General features: G+C 36.4%; 14 protein-coding genes. 5 read left to right on the forward strand and 9 right to left on the reverse strand.

Going from position 1 to position 19,518, the window contains the following annotated elements; genetic code table 11:
• Positions 1–58: 58 nt before the first annotated feature.
• Complete coding sequence (locus tag QWZ06_RS04120; protein WP_290295874.1) at positions 59–1,846, forward strand: T9SS type A sorting domain-containing protein; 1,788 nt, start codon at positions 59–61, stop codon at positions 1,844–1,846.
• 174 nt (positions 1,847–2,020) lie between these two features.
• Positions 2,021–2,476, forward strand: coding sequence for a DUF1801 domain-containing protein (locus QWZ06_RS04125; RefSeq protein WP_290295876.1), 456 nt, complete (start codon positions 2,021–2,023; stop codon positions 2,474–2,476).
• A gap of 331 nt (positions 2,477–2,807) precedes the next feature.
• Here the strand turns inward: QWZ06_RS04125 and QWZ06_RS04130 are convergent, their stop codons facing one another.
• The 5 genes from QWZ06_RS04130 to QWZ06_RS04150 all read right to left on the reverse strand — a co-directional run bounded on the left by QWZ06_RS04130 (position 2,808) and on the right by QWZ06_RS04150 (position 11,925).
• Positions 2,808–4,091, reverse strand: coding sequence for a TolC family protein (locus tag QWZ06_RS04130; RefSeq protein ID WP_290295878.1), 1,284 nt, complete (start codon positions 4,089–4,091; stop codon positions 2,808–2,810).
• Positions 4,066–7,176, reverse strand: a complete 3,111-nt coding sequence (locus tag QWZ06_RS04135; protein WP_290295880.1) for an efflux RND transporter permease subunit — start codon at positions 7,174–7,176, stop codon at positions 4,066–4,068. The genes QWZ06_RS04130 and QWZ06_RS04135 overlap by 26 nt, the downstream gene beginning before the upstream one ends.
• Before the next feature lie 72 nt (positions 7,177–7,248).
• Positions 7,249–8,352 carry an efflux RND transporter periplasmic adaptor subunit gene (locus QWZ06_RS04140; protein WP_290295881.1) on the reverse strand — a complete coding sequence of 368 codons (1,104 nt, stop codon included), beginning with the start codon at positions 8,350–8,352 and terminating at the stop codon, positions 7,249–7,251.
• A 190-nt stretch (positions 8,353–8,542) separates the two neighbouring features.
• Positions 8,543–11,215: a magnesium-translocating P-type ATPase gene (gene mgtA / locus QWZ06_RS04145; protein ID WP_290295882.1), complete on the reverse strand. Its 2,673-nt coding sequence runs from the start codon at positions 11,213–11,215 to the stop codon at positions 8,543–8,545.
• An 11-nt stretch (positions 11,216–11,226) separates the two neighbouring features.
• The gene (locus tag QWZ06_RS04150) at positions 11,227–11,925 is read right to left on the reverse strand and encodes an MgtC/SapB family protein (protein WP_290295883.1); all 699 of its coding nucleotides are present in this window, start codon (positions 11,923–11,925) and stop codon (positions 11,227–11,229) included.
• 570 nt (positions 11,926–12,495) lie between these two features.
• Between QWZ06_RS04150 and QWZ06_RS04155 the strand changes: the two genes are divergently transcribed.
• The gene (locus QWZ06_RS04155) at positions 12,496–13,347 is read left to right on the forward strand and encodes an EamA family transporter (RefSeq protein WP_290295885.1); all 852 of its coding nucleotides are present in this window, start codon (positions 12,496–12,498) and stop codon (positions 13,345–13,347) included.
• A gap of 156 nt (positions 13,348–13,503) precedes the next feature.
• Here QWZ06_RS04155 and QWZ06_RS04160 read toward each other — a convergent pair whose 3' ends face one another.
• Together QWZ06_RS04160 and QWZ06_RS04165 are read right to left on the reverse strand one after the other, a co-directional pair.
• Complete coding sequence (locus tag QWZ06_RS04160; RefSeq protein ID WP_290295886.1) at positions 13,504–14,871, reverse strand: HAMP domain-containing sensor histidine kinase; 1,368 nt, start codon at positions 14,869–14,871, stop codon at positions 13,504–13,506.
• A gap of 26 nt (positions 14,872–14,897) precedes the next feature.
• A complete protein-coding gene (locus tag QWZ06_RS04165) occupies positions 14,898–15,599 on the reverse strand; it encodes a response regulator transcription factor (protein WP_290301294.1) in 702 nt (233 codons plus the stop codon).
• A gap of 100 nt (positions 15,600–15,699) precedes the next feature.
• Here QWZ06_RS04165 and QWZ06_RS04170 point away from each other — a divergent pair, with 100 nt between their 5' ends.
• Together QWZ06_RS04170 and QWZ06_RS04175 are read left to right on the forward strand one after the other, a co-directional pair.
• Positions 15,700–16,362: a YiiX/YebB-like N1pC/P60 family cysteine hydrolase gene (locus QWZ06_RS04170; protein WP_290295890.1), complete on the forward strand. Its 663-nt coding sequence runs from the start codon at positions 15,700–15,702 to the stop codon at positions 16,360–16,362.
• 341 nt (positions 16,363–16,703) lie between these two features.
• Positions 16,704–17,015: an NIL domain-containing protein gene (locus QWZ06_RS04175; protein WP_290295892.1), complete on the forward strand. Its 312-nt coding sequence runs from the start codon at positions 16,704–16,706 to the stop codon at positions 17,013–17,015.
• A gap of 507 nt (positions 17,016–17,522) precedes the next feature.
• On the opposite strand, the gene murA is transcribed toward QWZ06_RS04175, so the two are convergent.
• On the reverse strand, positions 17,523–18,830 hold the full coding sequence (murA, locus tag QWZ06_RS04180; protein ID WP_290295894.1) for a UDP-N-acetylglucosamine 1-carboxyvinyltransferase: 1,308 nt from the start codon (positions 18,828–18,830) through the stop codon (positions 17,523–17,525).
• Positions 18,830–19,504: a DUF4290 domain-containing protein gene (locus QWZ06_RS04185; protein WP_290295896.1), complete on the reverse strand. Its 675-nt coding sequence runs from the start codon at positions 19,502–19,504 to the stop codon at positions 18,830–18,832. Before QWZ06_RS04185 ends, murA begins: the two co-directional genes overlap by 1 nt.
• Positions 19,505–19,518 lie beyond the last annotated feature (14 nt).

Consider the following 19,518-nt stretch of genomic DNA (forward strand, 5'->3'; position numbering starts at 1 on the left):
TAAAAATAAGTTATTTATGTTAATATTTTTCTTAATTTTCGATTTAAATATAAATAAAATGACAATAAGTTTATTTTTTAGAGTACTTCCTGCAATTGCTCTTCTGTCAGCAGCCTCTATAAAGGCTCAAAATTTTCAACCCATGCCCATTACATCTGGGTTTACACAAGATGTGATCGCGAATGGAATAGGATCAGCATTAACTTCCACCACATCGGATGTAGACGGGGTATCTTTTGCTTTTGTGGCAAGAGATTTTAAACTTACCTCTACCAGTTCTGATCTTACTTATGGAATTCCAACAAATGGGATAATCAATTCTGCAGTGGCTTCTACGCCAGGGCTTACCTATCAGTTAGGAGATTTAAGTGCTAATAATTCTTTAAAACTGACAACAGCGGGAGACAATGGAACTCTTGCATTTACGACTCCAACAGCAGCTTTTAAGTTGTATATGCTTTTGACGAGTGGGAGTGGAACATCAGTAGTTAATGTAACGGTAAATTTTACAGATAGTACCACTCAAACATTTTCTAATATCAGCCTCTCTGATTGGTATGGCGGAAATAATGCTGCTATTCAGGGAATTGGAAGGATCAATAGGGATAATAATACGTTAGAACCTAATAGTACTAATCCAAGATTATATCAGGCTGTTATGAATATTGATGCGGCCAATCAGACAAAGCCTATACAAAGTGTTACGGTCACAAAAAGTTCAGGTTCGGGAATTCCTAATATTTTTGCTATTTCGGTAGATGCATATACCGATTGTATTGCTCCAACAACGAATGCAGCAACTTCATTAACCTCAAGTTCAGCACAAATCTCTTGGACTGTGCCTGCAAGCAACCAAACTACAAGTTATGATATTTATTATAGTACAAGTTCTTCAGTACCTGCCAGTAACGTAAATCCTAATCACTCAAATGTGGCGGGAACTTCTTATACTCTTAACAATTTATCACCGAGTACAATGTATTATTATTGGGTAAGGGCCAATTGTAGTACAGCAACAAGTAAGAGTGCATGGTCTCTCGTTAAATCATTTACAACATTATGTGGTTCAATAGTTCCTTCATATACTAATGATTTTAGCTCTTTCCCTGGAAATTGTTGGACAAATGCTCTTTCGGGAGGAACTCCAGACGTAGGGCCTTCGGGAACATCTACTTATTGGTATCAATATAATTTCTTAAATGGTTCATCCAATGCTGCTGCACGTATGAATTTGTATGGCGCTAATAAATCGGGATGGCTGAAAACGGTAGCTTTTAATCTTTCCGGAGGTGGATATAAAGTGAAGTTTAATTATGCGGTAACAACGTATTCCGGGACTGCCTCTTCGGCGATGGATAGCGATGATGTGGTTCATTTCCTTATCTCCAATGATAATGGAAGTACATGGAGTATACTACAAACATGGGATGCATCTAATGCACCTTCTAATACTTCTAATGAATATATTTTTGATCTTGCCAACTATACTAGTGGCAATACCGTATTTGCTTTTTATGGAAGTACCGGTTCTACAAACGGAGGACTTGATTATAATTTCTATATAGATGATTTTACCGTCGAAAATGCTCAGCTGAGTACTTCAGAAGTAGATCATAAGGTGAAAAAAGCATCCGTTCATCCTAATCCATTCAAAGATATTTTGTATATATCCGATACAAGAGATATTAAATCTGTAACAGTAACAGATACTACAGGAAGAACAGTGAAAACAGTTGAAGGTTCTGTAAAAGAACTGGATCTAAGCAGATTGAATTCAGGGTTGTATTTTGTGACTCTTTACTTTAAAGATGGATCTCATTCTACTGTAAAAACCATCAAGAAATAATTTTTTTAGTGTAAATAAAGTGGAGCGGCGGTACATTCTTGTATCGCTGCTTTTTTTGGTAAATAAGCATGATACTGGAAGGAGAAAGTCTCTAAAGTCTTGAAATGATGAATCCAACTTCCTATCTAATAATCAATATTTTTTCTTAATTTAAACTTTTAAAACTCACTGAAAATGCAAATTTTATCCACCTCTGTAGAAGACTATATTTCAAAGATCCCTGAGGAAAGACGAGAGAGCTTCAAAAAGCTTTTTGATGCAATTAAAATTAACCTTCCCAAAGGTTTTGAAGAAGCAACCAATTATGGAATGATAGGCTGGGTAGTACCGTTGAAAACCTATCCGGCAGGATACCATTGTGCTCCCAACACTCCTTTGCCATTTATTAATCTGGCCTCACAAAAGAATTTTATAGCATTATATCACATGGGATTGTATTCCAGACCGGAGCTTTTGGATTGGTTTGTGGCAGAATATCCTAAATATTCCAAAAGAAAACTTGACATGGGGAAATCTTGTGTACGTTTCAAAAAAACGGAAGATATTCCGTTTGAATTAATTGCTGAGCTGAGTGGAAAAATGACGGTAGAAGATTGGATTGGAATTTATGAATCACAGTATAAAAGGTAATGAGGAGAAGATGGGAAGCTGGAAGAAGGAAGTTCTTGTAGTTTTACTGACATCTTCTAGTCTTTTGATAGTAAAATCTTTCATCTTAAAAAATAGCCCTGAATCATACAGATCTCAGGGCTTTTTTTGAATGAGGAAGACTAATGTCATTTGGTTTATATTGTTGAGGAAAGGAAGCTGGAGGAGGGGAGTTGGAAGTATTTTTGTGTTACTGACTTCTTTCAGTCTTTTGATGGAAAATATTCTCAATTTTGAAAGGTTAATTAATAGGTGTTCGAGTTATTTTCCGACTTGATCAGCTTCCATATTCTTGCATCCAACTTCCCATCTCTTAAAAATTAATATCCCAGATTCCTGCTCTGCGTTCAAGTTCGATCAAAGCTGTTGCATTATCTGCAAGAGCCTGATAATAATCTTTTCTTACTCCATTGTAGGTTCTTTGAGCATTAAGGACTTCGAGAATGGAACTTTCTCCCCTTTTGTAACTATAGGTAATGCCTTCCAATATGCTTTTTGCTTCCGTAAGCATTCCGTTATGAAATTGTTTTACCTGTTTTTGAGTGGCCATATATTGTTGATAGGCTTGCATTACTTCGGCTTGTATTCCCTGTTCTATCTGATGATATTCAAGTTCTGCCTGAGAATGTGCCATTTCAGCTATTTTTACGCCTGCATTTCTTCTGTTAGAAAATTTTAAAGGGATGCTAAGCCCTAGTTTTACTGCATTTACCGTTGGGGAAGGAGCAATTTCATTCGTTGCTTCAGTGTGGCGCTCTGCTCCGGCATTGATTCCAAGGTCTATTTTTCGGTTTGCTTTTTCAAGATTGATCTGCCTTTTGGCAACTTGTGTATTCTGTTTAGCTGCCAGTAGATCTGCCCTTGTATTTAATGCCTGAATCAGAAGATCATCAATATTAAAATCTCTGTTAAAGGCATTAAAATCTCCGGCGATCTCTCTATTTGTTATTTTACCATCATTGAGAAATACAGCTAGCCCAGTCAATGCTTGTAGTTCTGCACTTTCAGCCTGGTATACCTCGTTGAGAAGAGAAGCCGCTTCCAGCTTACTTTGTTTTGAAGTAACTAAAGAAATTGTTCCTAATCGATATCGGATACTGTCTGACTTGGCAAGCTGCAGGATGTTTTTATAAGAATCCTGTTGTACTTCTAGAATGGCTTTAGATTTTAAAGCATCTACATATCCTAAGCTAGCGTCAGCCCGTAGATTTCTGAAAAAATCCTGCAATTGAATTTTACTTAATTCTGATTGATCTTTAGCCAGGTTTATTCTTGCTTTTCTTTTACCACCTAATTCTAATGTCCAACCCAAAGATGCTCCGTATACATATCCCATATTCTTTGCAACGCCATTGTTGGTGGTTTCCATCTCCAATTGCGGATCGGGAAACATACTTGCCGTTTGAATTGCAGCTTCAGCCATACCTATATTGTATTTTTGAGCGGCATATCCCAGATTTTTCTTTCCGACAAGACTCAGATATTCCTCAAAATTCAGAATTTCCTTTTCTTGTGCCTTTACCTTATTGGTTACGCTGAGTAATAAGGTCACTATTATGATAAAGTGAACTCTAATTTTCATATGTAAGTGCTTCATCTGATTCTAAATTTTGTTTTTCGTTACGACGTTCTGCCATAAAATAAATAGCAGGAAGAACGAAGAGTGTTAAAATAGTCGAGAACATTAAACCGTATACGATTACAGTTGCAAGAGGCCGCTGTACATCCGAGCCAATTCCGGTAGCTAATGAAGCAGGAAACAGTCCGATTACCGCAACAGTTGCTGTCATTAATACTGGTCTAAAACGATCTTTAGCTCCTTTTGTTACGGCAAGTTTCAGCTCATATCCTTTTTTACGAAGGTCATTGATATGAGAAATCATAATCACTCCATTCTGAATGGCGACTCCAAAAAGGGCAATAAATCCTACAGCTGAAGATACGTTCAAAGACATTCCACGTATATTAAGGGCAAGCATACCTCCAAACAAAGCCAGCGGAACAATAGACATTAATACCAATGCTTGTTTGAAGTCTCCGAAAGCTCCATATAATAGCAGGAACATAATAGCTAATGCCAGCGGAACAATGAATGCCAATCTGGAATAAGCCCTATTTTGGTTTTCAAACTGTCCACCCCATTTGATCTGGTACTTTTCATGATCATATTTGATGTCTTTTTCAATCTTGTCCTGAGCTTTTTTCAGGAAAGAAGAAAGGTCTGTTCCCCTTAAATTCAATTTTACGGTAAGATGTCTCTTATTCATTTCGCGGGTAATTGTACTTTCTCCGGTGCTTAATTTTACTTCTGCTACTTGAGATAAAGGGATTTTAGCTCCTGAAGCTGAGGTTAACATCAGGTTTCCTATTTTATCAGGAGTATCACGGCTGTCTTCAGTGTAACGACAAGAAATATCGTAGACTTTATTGCCGATAAAGATCTGCGAGATTGCTTTTCCACCTAAAGCAACTTCAATAAGGTCGGCCACATCGGCTACATTCAATCCATATTGAGCGATTTTATCCCTGTCTGCAATGATTTGAAGCTGAGGCAGTGGAGGTTCCTGGTCAATGGCAAGGTCTGCAGAGCCCGGAACTTTATTTAAAGTAGACAACACATTTTCAGCAATTCTTCTGGTTTCTTTGAAATCTTCTCCATATACCTTTACCACCAATTCACTGTGTGCTCCGGAAATTTTATCCATTACTCCGTCAATCATAGGTTGAGAGAAACCTACTGTAAACCCTGGCATTTCTTTGTAATCAGCAGCTAATTCTTTGATAAGATCAGCTTTCGTTTTCCCGGATGGCCATTCATCATAAGGCTTTATTCCCACAGAAACTTCAAAATGAGAAGCCGTCCATGGATCAGTTCCGTCATCGTTACGGCCAGCCTGAACCATCATATAAGTGATTTCCGAATGTTTCAATGTCCTGGCGCGTAAGGTATCACTCATTTCTTTTGCTTTGGCTAGAGAAATGCCTGGAGGTAACTGTACCTGCAGCCATATAGAACCTTCATCCAGTTCCGGAAGGAAGTCTTTTCCTACAGTATAAGAAAGTACTCCGGCAGATAATAAAACGATAGTGACCGGGATCATTACTTTTTTAGGGGTTTGCATTATTTTTTCAATTCTTTTACCATAGGCTGTGCTTACTTTTTCAAGCCACTTGTTGTGATATATTTTTTGTGGTTTTCGATAGATCACATAAGCTAAACCTGGAATAAGGAGCAATGCTACAGCAAGAGCACCCAATAGAGCATATCCTACTGTAAATGCCATGGGAGTAAAGAGCTTTTTCTCTACTCTTTCGAAGGCAAATAATGGAAGATAAGCTGTAATAATGATAATCGTAGAAAAGAAGATAGGTTTTGCCACTTCAATCACCCTTTGTGTAATTGTTTTTTCTTCTAATGGTTCTTCAGAATTTTCCTCTCTTTTTTTCAGAATTGTTTCCAGCATTACAATGGCTCCGTCTACAATAATTCCAAAATCAATAGCTCCCAATGAAAGAAGGTTAGCCGGAATATTGGTAAAATGCATTAAAATAAATGCAAATAATAAAGAAAGCGGAATGGTGATAGCTACCAATAAAGCACCTCTCCAACTTCCCAGAAATACGATCAGGACAATAATAACAAGTACAATTCCTTCAGTAAGCGTATGAGAAACTGTATGAAGCGTAGTACTTACAAGATCTGTTCTGTCAAGGAAAGGGTGAATTTTTACACCAGGAGGAAGGGTTTCATTGTTTAGTTCGTCAATAGCTTGATGAACACCTTCCAATACCTGGGATGGGTTTTGCCCTCTCAATAATAAAACGATACCTTCTACACTTTCCGGATAGTTTCTCTTTCGGTCTGTATATCCCAGAATTCCTTTTCGTTCCAGGTTTCCGTATTTCAATGTTCCTACATCATTCAGGAATACCGGAACACCATTTTCTGTTTTTACTACAATTTTCCCAAGGTCATTTAGATCTTTCACAAGACCTATTCCTCGAATAACGTAGGCTAAGTTTCCACGAGGAAGCATGCTTCCCCCGGCGCTTACATTATTTTTTGAAATGGTTTCGGTGACTTCCGATAATGAAAGGCCATATTGTTCAAGCTTGTGAGGATCTAATTCTACTTGAAACTGAGTGGTAATCCCACCAAAATTGGTCACATCTGCGATGCCGGAAACCTGCTTGATACGGGGAATGATTACAAATTTTTGTAAATCTGTAAGCTCCCGCAAACTGTGATTATTACTTTCAATAATATAACGGTACACTTCGCCAACAGGAGAAGTAAGAGGATCTAGTCCAGGCTGTGCTCCATAAGGAAGAGTAACATCCGTAAGTCTTTCCTGAATACGCTGTCTTGCCCAATAATCATCTATACCATCATCAAAAACCATGGTAATCATAGAGAGTCCGAAGGTACTTTTGCTTCGCATAACATGCATTCCCGGGAGACCATTAAGAGCTCTTTCCAAAGGAATGGTAATTTGTTGTTCTACTTCTTCAGCAGCCAATCCGGGAACCTGGGTAACCACCTGCGAAGTTACATCAGCAATATCAGGATAAGCTTCTACGGATAATTTGGTCCAGGAATAATAGCCAAAGAACCCCAATAAAAGGAAGAGTGCCAACATCAGCCACCTCTTCTGTATAGAGATTGTCAAAAGTTTTTTCATGTTCTTAATAGATATTGTGTACAGTACGTATAAGGATATGTATTGTACTTTTTTACATCAGTTCATTGTACACTATTTCGCATCCAGCATATAAATTCCGCCTTCGGTCATAATGGTATCACCTACTTTTAATCCGGAAGTAATTCTTACCATTTTCTGATCCGTTTCTCCGGTGGTTACCGAACGTTTGGCAAATTGATTCTTACCCGTTTTTATCCACACATATTGAGAACTGTCTTGTTGCATTAATGCGCTGATTGGAATCATAATGGTTTTTTCAGGAGTAGTAGCAAAATTAACCGTGGCATACATGCCGGGTTTTAATTTCCTATCCGGATTATCACATTCAATAAGGACTTTTATGCTTCGGGTGTTTTCATCTACCACTTCATTGATGTGGTACACTTTCCCGGTAATATTTCTGTCGGGATAAGCGCTTACTTTTACAGAAACATGGTCTCCGATATTGACAAAACGAATGTCTTTTTCCTTTACATCCCCTGAAATCCATACTTTGGATAATTCTGCAATGATGATGACAGGATCAGCATCACTTTTAAGAAATTGACCGTTGACAATTTTATTGGAAATAATTTCGCCATTAATTGGGGCTCTTACAATAAGAGGACTCCCGATACCTCCGCCTTTACTGTTATAAACCTTCAATGCAGAAGAAGCATTAGACAATGATGTTTTTTTATTTTTAAAATCTGTTTCTGCCTCGTCAAGTTCTTTCTGGATACCGACTCCGTGTTTTACCAGATCTTGTTGACGTTTGTAATTTTTCTCCGCAAGCTGTACATCGTTCAATGCATCTGTGTAATCTTTCTGAACAGAAAAATAATCAGAAGAAAGTATTTCAAAAAGCGGACTGTTTGCCGAAACATTTTGTCCAAGTCGAATGAAAGACTTTGTAATTCTTCCTGAGAATGGACTGGCAATTTCTGCATAATGATTGGGAATGGCCTGAATTGTTCCGGCAGAAACTACCCCGTCACTATGTTCTTGTTCAGAGACTATTTCTGTTTTTATTTTTTTTAATACCGGATTGTTTTCAGGGACGATTACATTCTCCCCCTTTACCAGGAGATCCTGATCCTGAGAATCTTCACTTTTGGGATTTTTACAAGAGGTAATAAATGTCAAAAGTACTATTGTGAATACTGATTTTCTCATATAAGATGTTTATAACCACTAATTTAATTCTAATTTATTTTTATTTCAATATATTGTGATATTTGTTTAGAATACCTGTAATACTTATTTTTTGCCGTTGCAAAAGTATTTCCATCCTTTCTGATAGCTGGTTAGAGAACCTTTAGAATGCTATTAGAAAACTATTAGAAAAGATGAAATCTCTAAGGGATTATAGCCATTGCCCGAATTTTTTAATAAACCATTGTTTCACAAATTGGGTAAGAATACAATACCCGGTAAGAATTCCTATCAGGTAAGGAAAATAAGTGAAAGGTAAAGGCTGTATTTTCAGATATCCTGCCCATGGAGTGAAAGGAATCATAATTCCGATCAACATGATTAAGCTTGTTAATGCTACCACTGGTGCAGCAGCCCAGCTTTGGATAAATGGAATCTTTTTGGTTCTGATAATATGAACAATCAGGGTTTGAGACAACAGTCCTTCCACAAACCATCCGGTCTGAAATAAACTCTGTTGCTCTGGTGCGTTGGCTTTGAAAATAAAGTACATCACAGCAAATGTCACATAATCAAAAATGGAACTCAACGGGCCTATATATAGCATGAATTTTTTAATACTATCGGCTTCCCATTTTTTGGGTTGCTCCAGAAAATCTTTATCCATCGTATCCCAAGGAATTGAAGATTGTGAAATATCATACAACAGATTCTGAGTCAAAATTTGTAGAGGCAACATTGGTAGAAAGGGAAGCAATGCACTGGCACCAATCATACTGAACATATTTCCAAAGTTGCTGCTAGCTGTCATTTTTATATATTTAATAATATTACCAAATGTTCTGCGGCCATAAATAACTCCGCTTCTCAGCACCATTAAGTCTTTTTCGAGCAGAATGATATCTGCACTTTCTTTGGCAATGTCTGCTCCGGTATCTACAGAAATTCCGACATCTGCTTCTTTAATGGCAGCTGCATCATTGATTCCGTCTCCCATAAATCCAACAGTATGACCTTTGGATCTTAATATTTTTACAATGCGTTGTTTTTGTAATGGGCTTACCTTGGCAAAAACGGAATATAAATCCATATCTTTGCTGAGTTCTTCATCGCTCATATCCTCCAGTTGATCACCAAGCATGATTGTATTGATGGGAATGCCTACATCATTACATATTTTTTTAGCAACAATATCATTGTCTCCGGTAATCACTTTTACTTCAATACCTAATTTATGCAAGGCTTTGATACTGGGTTCTGCAGAAGGTTTAGCAGGATCAAGAAATCCAATAAAACCGGTAAGGATAAGGTGATTTTCATCTGCAACAGAATAATTGAGTGGATGATCTCCTTCAAATTCTCTGATGGCAACAAGCAAAACACGAAGACCTTCTGCATTGAGTTTTTCAGACATTCTGATGATTTTTTCTTTCATAAGATCATCTAATGGGATAATATTATCATTCTCAATATGAAGACTGTGATCATCGCCTGGATCTAAAGCATATTTACATAAAGAAAGCATTTCTTCTACGGCACCTTTTGAAATCATCAGGTGTTTTCCTTTTGAGGTATTCAGAATAACAGACATCCTTCTTCTTTCAAAGTCAAAGGGAATTTCATCAACTTTCAGATAGAGTTCATCAGCTTTCATGAGATTATGAACTTCTGCATGATCCAGAACAGCCTGATCCAATAGGTTTTTTAGTCCGGTTTGATGAAAACTATTGAGGTAAGCCCATTTTAAGACTTCATCATCTTCAAGGCCGCGCACGTTGAGGTGAGTTTCCAGAACAATTTTATCAAGAGTAAGGGTTCCGGTTTTATCGGTGCAGAGAATATCCATCGCTCCGATATTCTGGATGGCATTCAATCTTTTAACGATTACTTTTTTCTTACTCATGTTAACCGCACCTTTGGCTAGGTTGGCGGTAACAATCATGGGCAACATTTCAGGAGTAAGCCCTACTGCAACAGCAATAGCGAATAAGAGAGCCTGCATCCAGTCTCCTTTTACCAATCCGTTGATAAGAAAAATAATGGGAGTCATAACCAGCATGAATCGGATCAATAAAAAACTTACTTTGTTGACTCCGATATCAAATGCTGTTTCAGGTCTTTTAGAAGCAAGGCTTCTGCTGATGCTTCCGAAATAAGTAAAAATACTGGTGTTAACAACCACAACGGTAGCTGATCCACTCACTACATTGGTTCCCATAAAACAGATGTTTTGAAGAGTCAGTGGATTTTTATTTTTTGCATCCCGAATTGTAAAAGCATTCTTTTCAACAGGCAGGGCTTCTCCTGTAAGAATAGATTCACTGATGAAAAGGTCTTTACTTTTCAAAATTCTGCAGTCAGCAGGAACCATATCTCCGGCAGAAAGGATCACCATATCTCCGGGAACTATTTCAGTGATTTCTATTTCTTCATTTTCTTTATATTTTCTTTTGGTAAGACAGCTTGTTTTTACCATTTTTTTCAATGCTTCTGCTGCCTTATTGCTTTTAAACTCCTGGATAAATCTTAAAATAGTACTGAACAGAAGCATTATTGAAATAATAATACTTGTACTAAGATCTTTTTCTCCTGCAGGAACAAGAATTACATCGATAAATAAAGAGATAACAGCAATACAAACGAGTATATAATTAAATGGATTAAAGAAAGAATGAGCAAACTGTTTCAGCCACGAGGGGGCTTTTTGGGTGGCAATTTCATTTTTACCGTAAACTTTCAAACGGTCTTTTACTGTATTTTCGCTAAGACCTTCTTCTGAAGTTTCCAGTATAGCGTAAACCATTTTTTCGTTCTCTGAAGCAGCTTCTTTCAATTTAACAAGAGCTGCTGAGTTGAGATTTTTGTTGGAAGATTTTTTTAACATGGCTTTAATTATTATAAATCATTTTCAGTTCCTATAATTTCCCAGCTTACCTTGATGACTTTATCTTCAATGGTAAGCCTGCTTGCTGTTTTTTCCATGAAACTGTCCTGTGGAATGGAAGCATGAACTTCTGCCGTAATGATGGCATTTTCAGGAACACCATTATCATCGCTGGTAAGAGATTTCAACAGGACTTTATCATTTCCGCTCAATGACTGCATGAGCTGTACCCGGATATGATTTTCTACTTCACTTTTACATTTGATACTGAGTAAATATTCGGTGTAATGATTTCTGTTGTTGATATTATTGCCTAGTTTTACCCCTAATGGACGGAGAATAAGATGAGTAAGGATAATAAAACCACTGGTAATAGCGGCTTCGAGGGGAAGCCCTAAAGCGGAAAGAGCTCCTACAGATGCAGAGCACCAGATGGTGGCAGCAGTATTGAGACCTCTTACAGTAAGACCGTCTTTCATAATGACACCACCGCCCAGAAAGCCGATACCACTAACGATATATGAAGCAATTCTGCCCGTGGCATCACCTCCGATCCGGATGGAAAGAAGAACAAATGCTGCGGAGCCAAGACATACTAGAGTATTGGTTCGAAGACCGGCACTTTTTTGACGCCATTGTCTTTCAAAACCTATGCTGGCACCCAATGCGAATGCCGTGAAGAGACGAAGAGTAAATTCTAACGTATTCATAACTTTTCTGTTTTTATGGCACTCAACCGTATACAGAAAAGTATATTGCTGAATGTTAGTTGTTGTAATAATGGGAGGAATCAGTATCCATAGTGATTTTCTTTGTTGCAAAGGTATTGTGACTGATGAAGAAAAGCCGTTAGAAAGGCTTTAGAAAGTTATTAGAAAACTATTAGAGAACTTGCAGTGAAATTTCTGAAATAAGAATTACCCATCAGATGTTATTATTAATTGCTTCTATTTCAGAGAGAATGGGGGTGATTAAGGCTGCACTTTTATATAAGCCTACGAAAAATGGGCTACTAAGCAGAAGATTTTAATCAAATTTGGAGAACAGAGATTAACAGAATACCAATTTTTAGATTCTTATTGAAACAGATCTGCCAATGGTTACAGATGAACAATTTACTTCTCATCTGTAACCCTCTTTTAAGGTGAAATTTCAATACATTTGCTGTAAATCTCTTTTTATTATGGATCCCAGCAGTTTATAATTTATAGACAAGTGCTTATTTTATCCCTAAAATTCCATGTTTTAGGGCTGTTTTTTATGAATTATAAATTAAAAAAATGAAAAAATTAAATACCGCGATACCTGCAACGCTTTTAGCTATTATCTGTGTGCAAGGTGGAGCATCTATTGCCAAACAGCTTTTTCCGGCTATCGGAGCCATTGGAACTGTCACTTTAAGAATTGTACTTTCAGCTATTTTGCTGACCTTAATAAATCGACCAAAATTTTCCCAATTTAATGCACAAAAATGGAAATATTGTGCGATGTACGGGGTAGGATTGGCTTGCATGAACCTTATTTTTTATATGGCTATTCAAAGGATTCCTCTTGGGTTGGCTGTTACTGTAGAATTTGCAGGACCTTTATTTCTTGCATTGGCATTATCCCGTAAAGTCCTGGATGTGGTTTGGGCATTATTAGCTTGTGTAGGAATATTACTTATTGTTCCCTGGCATAGTGATCATATAGATTTATTAGGGCTTGGATTAGCATTTCTGGCAGGGATATTCTGGGCTCTTTATATTGTAATGGGTGGAAAAGTTTCTAAAATAATGGACGGTAAAGATGCCGTGACCACGGGAATGATATTTGCCAGTTTGGTGATTATTCCTTTTACAATATGGGATGGTGCAGTTTTCAATCTTACACCTACCATCTTTGCAAAAGGGCTAGGAGTAGCTATTCTGTCGAGTGCTTTACCATTTTCCCTGGAAATGCTGGCTTTAAAAAAACTTCCCGCAAAAACATTCAGTATCTTGATGAGTTTGGAACCAGCATTTGCTGCCCTTTCAGGATTGCTATTCCTTGCTGAGGAACTTACGTTTCTTCAATGGATTTCTATTAGTTGTGTAATTGCTGCTAGTATTGGAACTACCGTTTTCAATAAAACGGCCACGGCTCATAACTAAAGATATCAGTATTTTTAAACCATTAAGAGGTAGTAAGATTTTAAAAAAGTTAAGATTCAAATAAATCTGAATGAAGCATTCTTTTAAAATATCTTTAGATATCTTCATAATACTCTTAACCACTTAATACTTCTTAATGGTTTGAAAAATTAGTTATTAAGCTGTCTCAATATCAAATACCACCATAAAAATAGTTGTATTATTTTCTGAGGTAACTTTAACTGTTGACTGATGAAGATGAATGATTTTTTCAGTAAGGAAAAGTCCTATTCCGTGCCCTTTTTCTTTTCTGGAGTTTTCGCTTCTGTAAAAAGGTTCAAAAATGTGAACTAAATCTTCTGCAGAAATGGTGATCCCAGTATTGGTAAAACTGACATAAAGTTTTTCGGTATCTGCTTTAACGTCTATAGAACATACATGTTCGGGTGAATATTTACAAGCATTATCAATAAGATTATTAAAGGCAACCTGCAACAGATATTCATTTCCCTGTGTTATAAGCTGATGTTCTTCTACGGTATCATCAATATTCAGGGAAACTTTATAAGCTGGATTTTCTTTTATAATCTTAGTATATGATTCCAGAAGAACTTCATCAATTCGTATTTCTGAGAAGCTGATTTCGTTAGGATCATAACTTGCCTTAGCGAGATCCATTAAGCTGTTGGATAGTTTAACCATATTATGAGCATCCTCTAAAGCACATTGAATAGTCGACTGATATTCTTCCTTAGTCAGTTCTTTTTCAGAAGCTAATTCCAATTCAGTGATAATTGCGGATAATGGGGTACGAAGTTCATGTGAGATATTGGAAACAAAATATTTTTGCGAATCAAAAGAATTCTCAAGACGTTCCAGCATTCCATTAAAATTCTGAGCAAGTTCATTAAGCTCATCTTTTTCTCCGGTGGTTTTAAGGCGTAGCTGCAATTTTCCGGCAGTAATTTTTTTGATCTGGCTGACCATTTCACTCAGAGGACTCAAAGTTTTTTTGGAAAGGAATATCCCGGCCAGATAAATGAATAGTAATATACTGATGAAAGAAGCAATACTGATTGTGAGAAGGTGAGTAAGGTATTCATATCCATATTTGTCATAGGAAGCAGCGGTAACAGCATAAGTATTTCCATTATGATGATACACCATCCCAACAACCTGTAAATTTTCCAGAAAGAAGCTTATTTTCTTTTTCTCAAATATCTGAGTAAGCATTTCCGGTGTTTCTTTTACATAATCTACTTTAGCATCATCATGATAAACAAGTTGATCTTTTGAATCATAGATCGCCACCTGAACTTCATTCAGAGTTCTGTTATTATTTCTATACAATTTATGCATTTCCTGCTCCGGTAATGAGCTTTGGAAAAAAAGATCGGCCTTGGCAATGGCCTCATTCTGTAACTCGCTGTAGAAAGACTTTTCCCTAGCTTCTTTGGAGGAATAATAAATGGTGATACTGTAAACGCTTAAAAGCATTGCAGTAATTAATGTAAAAAGCAGTGTAAGCCTTGTTCTTATTTTCATATGGAAGAAAATTACACTTTACTGTATTAAATATTTCCCGTTTCGTAGCCTTTTTTCAGAATAAAACCCATTCCGGCTTTAGTATGGATGAGCTTATTTTCAAAATCTCTGTCAATTTTTTTTCGCAGATAATTGATATATACATCAATAAAGTTGGTTCCGGTATCAAAATGAGTTTCCCATACTTTTTCTGCAATATCACTTCTGGAAAGTACTTTTTCAGAATTTTCCATCATGAATTTGAGTAGGTTAAACTCTTTAGGAGTCAGCTTGATAGGAACCTGATCTCTGCTTACTGTCTTTTGCTCCAGATTCATTTCAATACCTTCATATTTAAGCACAAAAATTTTTTGTTGTCTTTGTTGTGAAAAACGCTTCAACAGAACATTGATTCTTGCCACCAACTCACGCATTTCAAAAGGTTTGGTCATATAATCATCAGCTCCGGCATCAAACCCTTCCAATTTATCATCTGTTGTTCCTAATGCTGTAAGCATGACCACGGGAAGATTAGGTTTCAAAGCTTTTATTTCATTACAAAATTCAAGACCGCTTTTTTTAGGGAGAACAATATCGGTGACTACCAGGTCATAATTTTTTTGCAATGCCAGTTTCAATCCTGTTGCTCCATCATATGCTGTGCTTACTTCAAATTCAGCTTCCTGAAGCCCTTTTGTAATAAGCTTAGAAAGTCTGTCATCGTCTTCTACTAATAAAATATGAGGCATAAGAATAGGTGAAGTGTTTTGTGGGTGTAAAGATGAGGTAATATTCTTCACAAATGTAATGAATTCTATTTTGTAATTTTGACGGATAGAGAATAATTAGATGTCAGAATTTAAAATGCAAATTATTAAAAAGGCTGGAATTGCAGGGCTTTTATGCTTATTGTTACTGTTTTTGGTTCAATGTACTGCTCATCAAAATACAGTTCAGCTTCAAAACGGAGATTTACTTTTTGTTACCGCTAAAGAAACAGGGTTGTCCGGAGCTATTAATAATGTTACCCAAACACAAAAAATAGCCTCTTTCGATCACATTGGTATTTTGGAAAAGCAAGGAAAGAAATTATTTGTTTTGCATGCAGCTCCAAAAGGAGGCTCACAAAAGCAAAGTTTAAAAGACTTTGTAGAGGATCAAAAAAAAGATCAGCAACATATTGTGCTCTACCGCCTGAAGCCCGAATATCGGAAATCAATTCCTGTTGCTATTGAAAAAGCACATTCTATGTTGGGGAAGCCTTACAACTTCAATTATATTTTAGATGAAAGTTCTTATTACTGTTCAGATTTTGTAGAAAGAGCTTTTCGGGAGGATCACATTTTTAAATTGGAACCTATGACGTTCAAAGATCCTAAAACAGGAAAAATCAATACATTTTGGGAAGACTTTTACGGCAAGAAAAATCTGAAAGTTCCTGAAGGAGAGCCTGGTTGTAATCCCAATGGATTAGCAGGATCAGAAAAACTAGAAAGGATAGGAGAGCTTTAAGATCTTCTTAGATTGAATTGGTCTGGAAGATGGAAGAGGGAGTTTGGAAGTTATTATTGGCGATCTAAGTTATGAAGATCGAGCTAATTAAATCTAGAAGTATTAGAATTGATAAAAGTATATTATTGATTCTTTTAACTTGCTGATTTTTAGTATACAATTTCTATATTCCAATCTTTTAAAATAATTAGAGAAGCTATAATGGCTTCTTTTATTTTGTTAAATTTTCAAAAATATTAGTCTACTAATTTTGTGGACTAATATTTTTTTATATTTTTGTGACAGATTTAAATGCAGAACAAAATATGATCTGAGAATGTTTAACTAAAAAATGTTTAGCAATGATTACACCTAACCCTAGTTTGCAGGTTTTCCAAAATACACTGAGCCTGCCCAAAAAAGAATTATTATTGGAAATAGAATTGAATGGCAAAATGAAATTTGAACATTTAATGAGTACCATCTATAATCAAATGGGGATCTGTCATAGAGTGTTATCAGCAAACGTGGAATATGTGAACGGATATAGTTTTGGTTCGGTACAATTGTATATTAATGTGAATTCAGAAGACTATCAGAAGCTGGAAGCCTATCTGAATAAAAATAAACTTTTGAGTACCACGGTGGAGTATCTCTGCCGAAAGTATTCTTAGGAAGATTCATATAGTTTTAATTACTCGAAGTGTCTGGTTATTTTACCGGGCACTTTTTATTTTGAATAATTTTTTATTATCTCGCAGATTAAACAGATTACGCAGATATTTTAAAGTGGGAAAAGATAGAATAAAGAATAAAGAATAAAGAATAAAGAATAAAGAATAAAGAATAAAGAATAAAGAATAAAGAATAAAGAATAAAGAATAAAGAATAAAGATTCCAAAGTAAATGTCCAATTCTGTGAAGAATTATAATGGGAAGAGTGAAAATTCGCCTCCTCCGGAGGGGTGTCAAAAATTCAAAGAATTTTTGACGGGGTGGTTCTAAAAAGAACTTGTATTATTTTTTAAACGCAAGGTTTTATTTCCAAATCTTATATTTTAAGGAAGCAAAGTAATAATCAATTAAAATTGATTTAGCGAAGCTTATGTTAGAATGGTGAGATATAGTAATAAAAAAAGCGCTCAGATTTCTCTGAACGCTCTATAGTAATAAAAATAAATTTAGATTCTTTCGATGTCAGCACCAAGTGCTTTTAGTCTTCCGTCGATGTTTTCATACCCTCTGTCGATTTGCTCGATGTTGTGGATAATAGATTTTCCTTCTGCAGAAAGGGCTGCGATAAGAAGGGCATTTCCGGCTCTGATATCAGGAGAAACCATTGTAGTTCCTCTTAACGGAGCCTCCTGGTTTAATCCGATTACTGTTGCTCTGTGCGGATCACATAAAATGATCTGAGCTCCCATATCGATTAATTTATCTACAAAGAATAATCTTGATTCAAACATTTTCTGGTGAACAAGGATACTTCCTTTAGCCTGAGTAGCCACTACTAAGATAATAGATAGTAAATCCGGAGTGAATCCAGGCCATGGAGCATCAGAAATCGTAAGGATAGATCCGTCAATAAATTTCTGAATTTTATAATGTTCCTGAGCAGGGATGTAGATATCATCACCACTTTGCTCAAGCTGAATTCCCAGTTTTCTGAAGGTATTAGGAATTACTCCCAATTGGTTCCAGTTTACGTTTTTGATGGTGATTTCAGATTTTGTCATAGCAGCAAGGCCAATCCATGATCCGATTTCTACCATATCAGGAAGCATAGTGTGTTCAGTTCCTCTTAAATAATCCACTCCTTCAATGGTAAGAAGGTTAGATCCGATTCCTGAAATATTAGCGCCCATTCTGTTCAGCATTTTACATAATTGCTGAAGGTAAGGTTCGCAGGCAGCGTTATAAATTCTTGTTTTTCCTTTTGCTAAAGCAGCAGCCATTACAATATTTGCTGTTCCGGTTACAGAAGCTTCTTCCAATAAGATGAATTTTCCTCTAAGTTCTGTTGCTTTTAAAGAATAGAAATATTCTTCTTCATCATAGTGGAATTCAGCACCAAGTTCAACCAATCCCTGGAAATGAGTGTCTAGTCTTCTTCTTCCGATCTTATCTCCTCCCGGAGTTGGCATATAAGCTTCCCCATAACGAGCTAACATTGGCCCCATCAGCATGATAGATCCACGAAGTTTTGCACCGTCTTTTTTAAATTCGTTGGATTTTACGTAGTCGAAGTTGACTTGATCGGCCTTGAAAGTGTAATCTCCATGACCATTTTTAGTAACCTTTACCCCAAAGTCTCCAAGAATTTCAATCAATCTGTTGACATCATGGATATCCGGAATATTTTTAATTCTTACTTCCTCGTCTGTCAACAGAACCGCACATAAAATTTGTAGAGCCTCATTTTTGGCTCCTTGTGGAGTTATTTCGCCCTGCAGTCTTTTCCCTCCTCTTATCTGAAATGTTCCACTCATTATTTTCTGTTTTTATGATTGTTATTATGCCTCCTCTTATTAGGCTGGTTATTATTGTTTTTATTATTGCTGTTGTTGCTGTTCCTGTTGTTATTGTTATTATTTCGGTTGTTGTTATTACTGGTGTAGTAGATTTTACTTTTTTCAAGAGAGTCAATTCCTGTAAGATCCAACCTGTTTTCAGACAATTCTTTCAAGTGTCTGAAGATAACATCATCCGTTACGTGTTCTTTATTGTAAACATTATAGGATTTCTTCATATTGTTGGCAATAACCTCGATAAGGGCTTCTTTTTCGTCGCCTGTTTCCAGTTCAATTGCTTTTTCTATTAATTGAAGAATACTTTTTCCGTAAAATTTAAAGTCACCTTGAAGTTTTGGGTATTCCATTCTTTTAGGCTTTTCTGCCAATTGTTCCATAGTAGGAAACGGATAAGGAGATTCTACATCCAGATCATGATTAGCAAGAATAAAAAGATGGTCCCAAAGTTTATGTTTATAATTTTCCTCGTCGCGAAGTTGTGGGTTTCTCTGACCCATAAAATCGATGATTGCCATAGCCATTTCGTTCCTTTCCTCTTTGGTTGGAAGTTCTTTGCAGCGCTCAACCAACTGTTGTATAATTCTGCCGTATTCCGGCATATGAAGCTGAGTTTTTTGGGTATTGTATTCCATAGTATGCAAATATA

The sequence above is a fragment of the Chryseobacterium tructae genome, assembly GCF_030409875.1.
GTDB classification, from domain to species: domain Bacteria; phylum Bacteroidota; class Bacteroidia; order Flavobacteriales; family Weeksellaceae; genus Chryseobacterium; species Chryseobacterium tructae.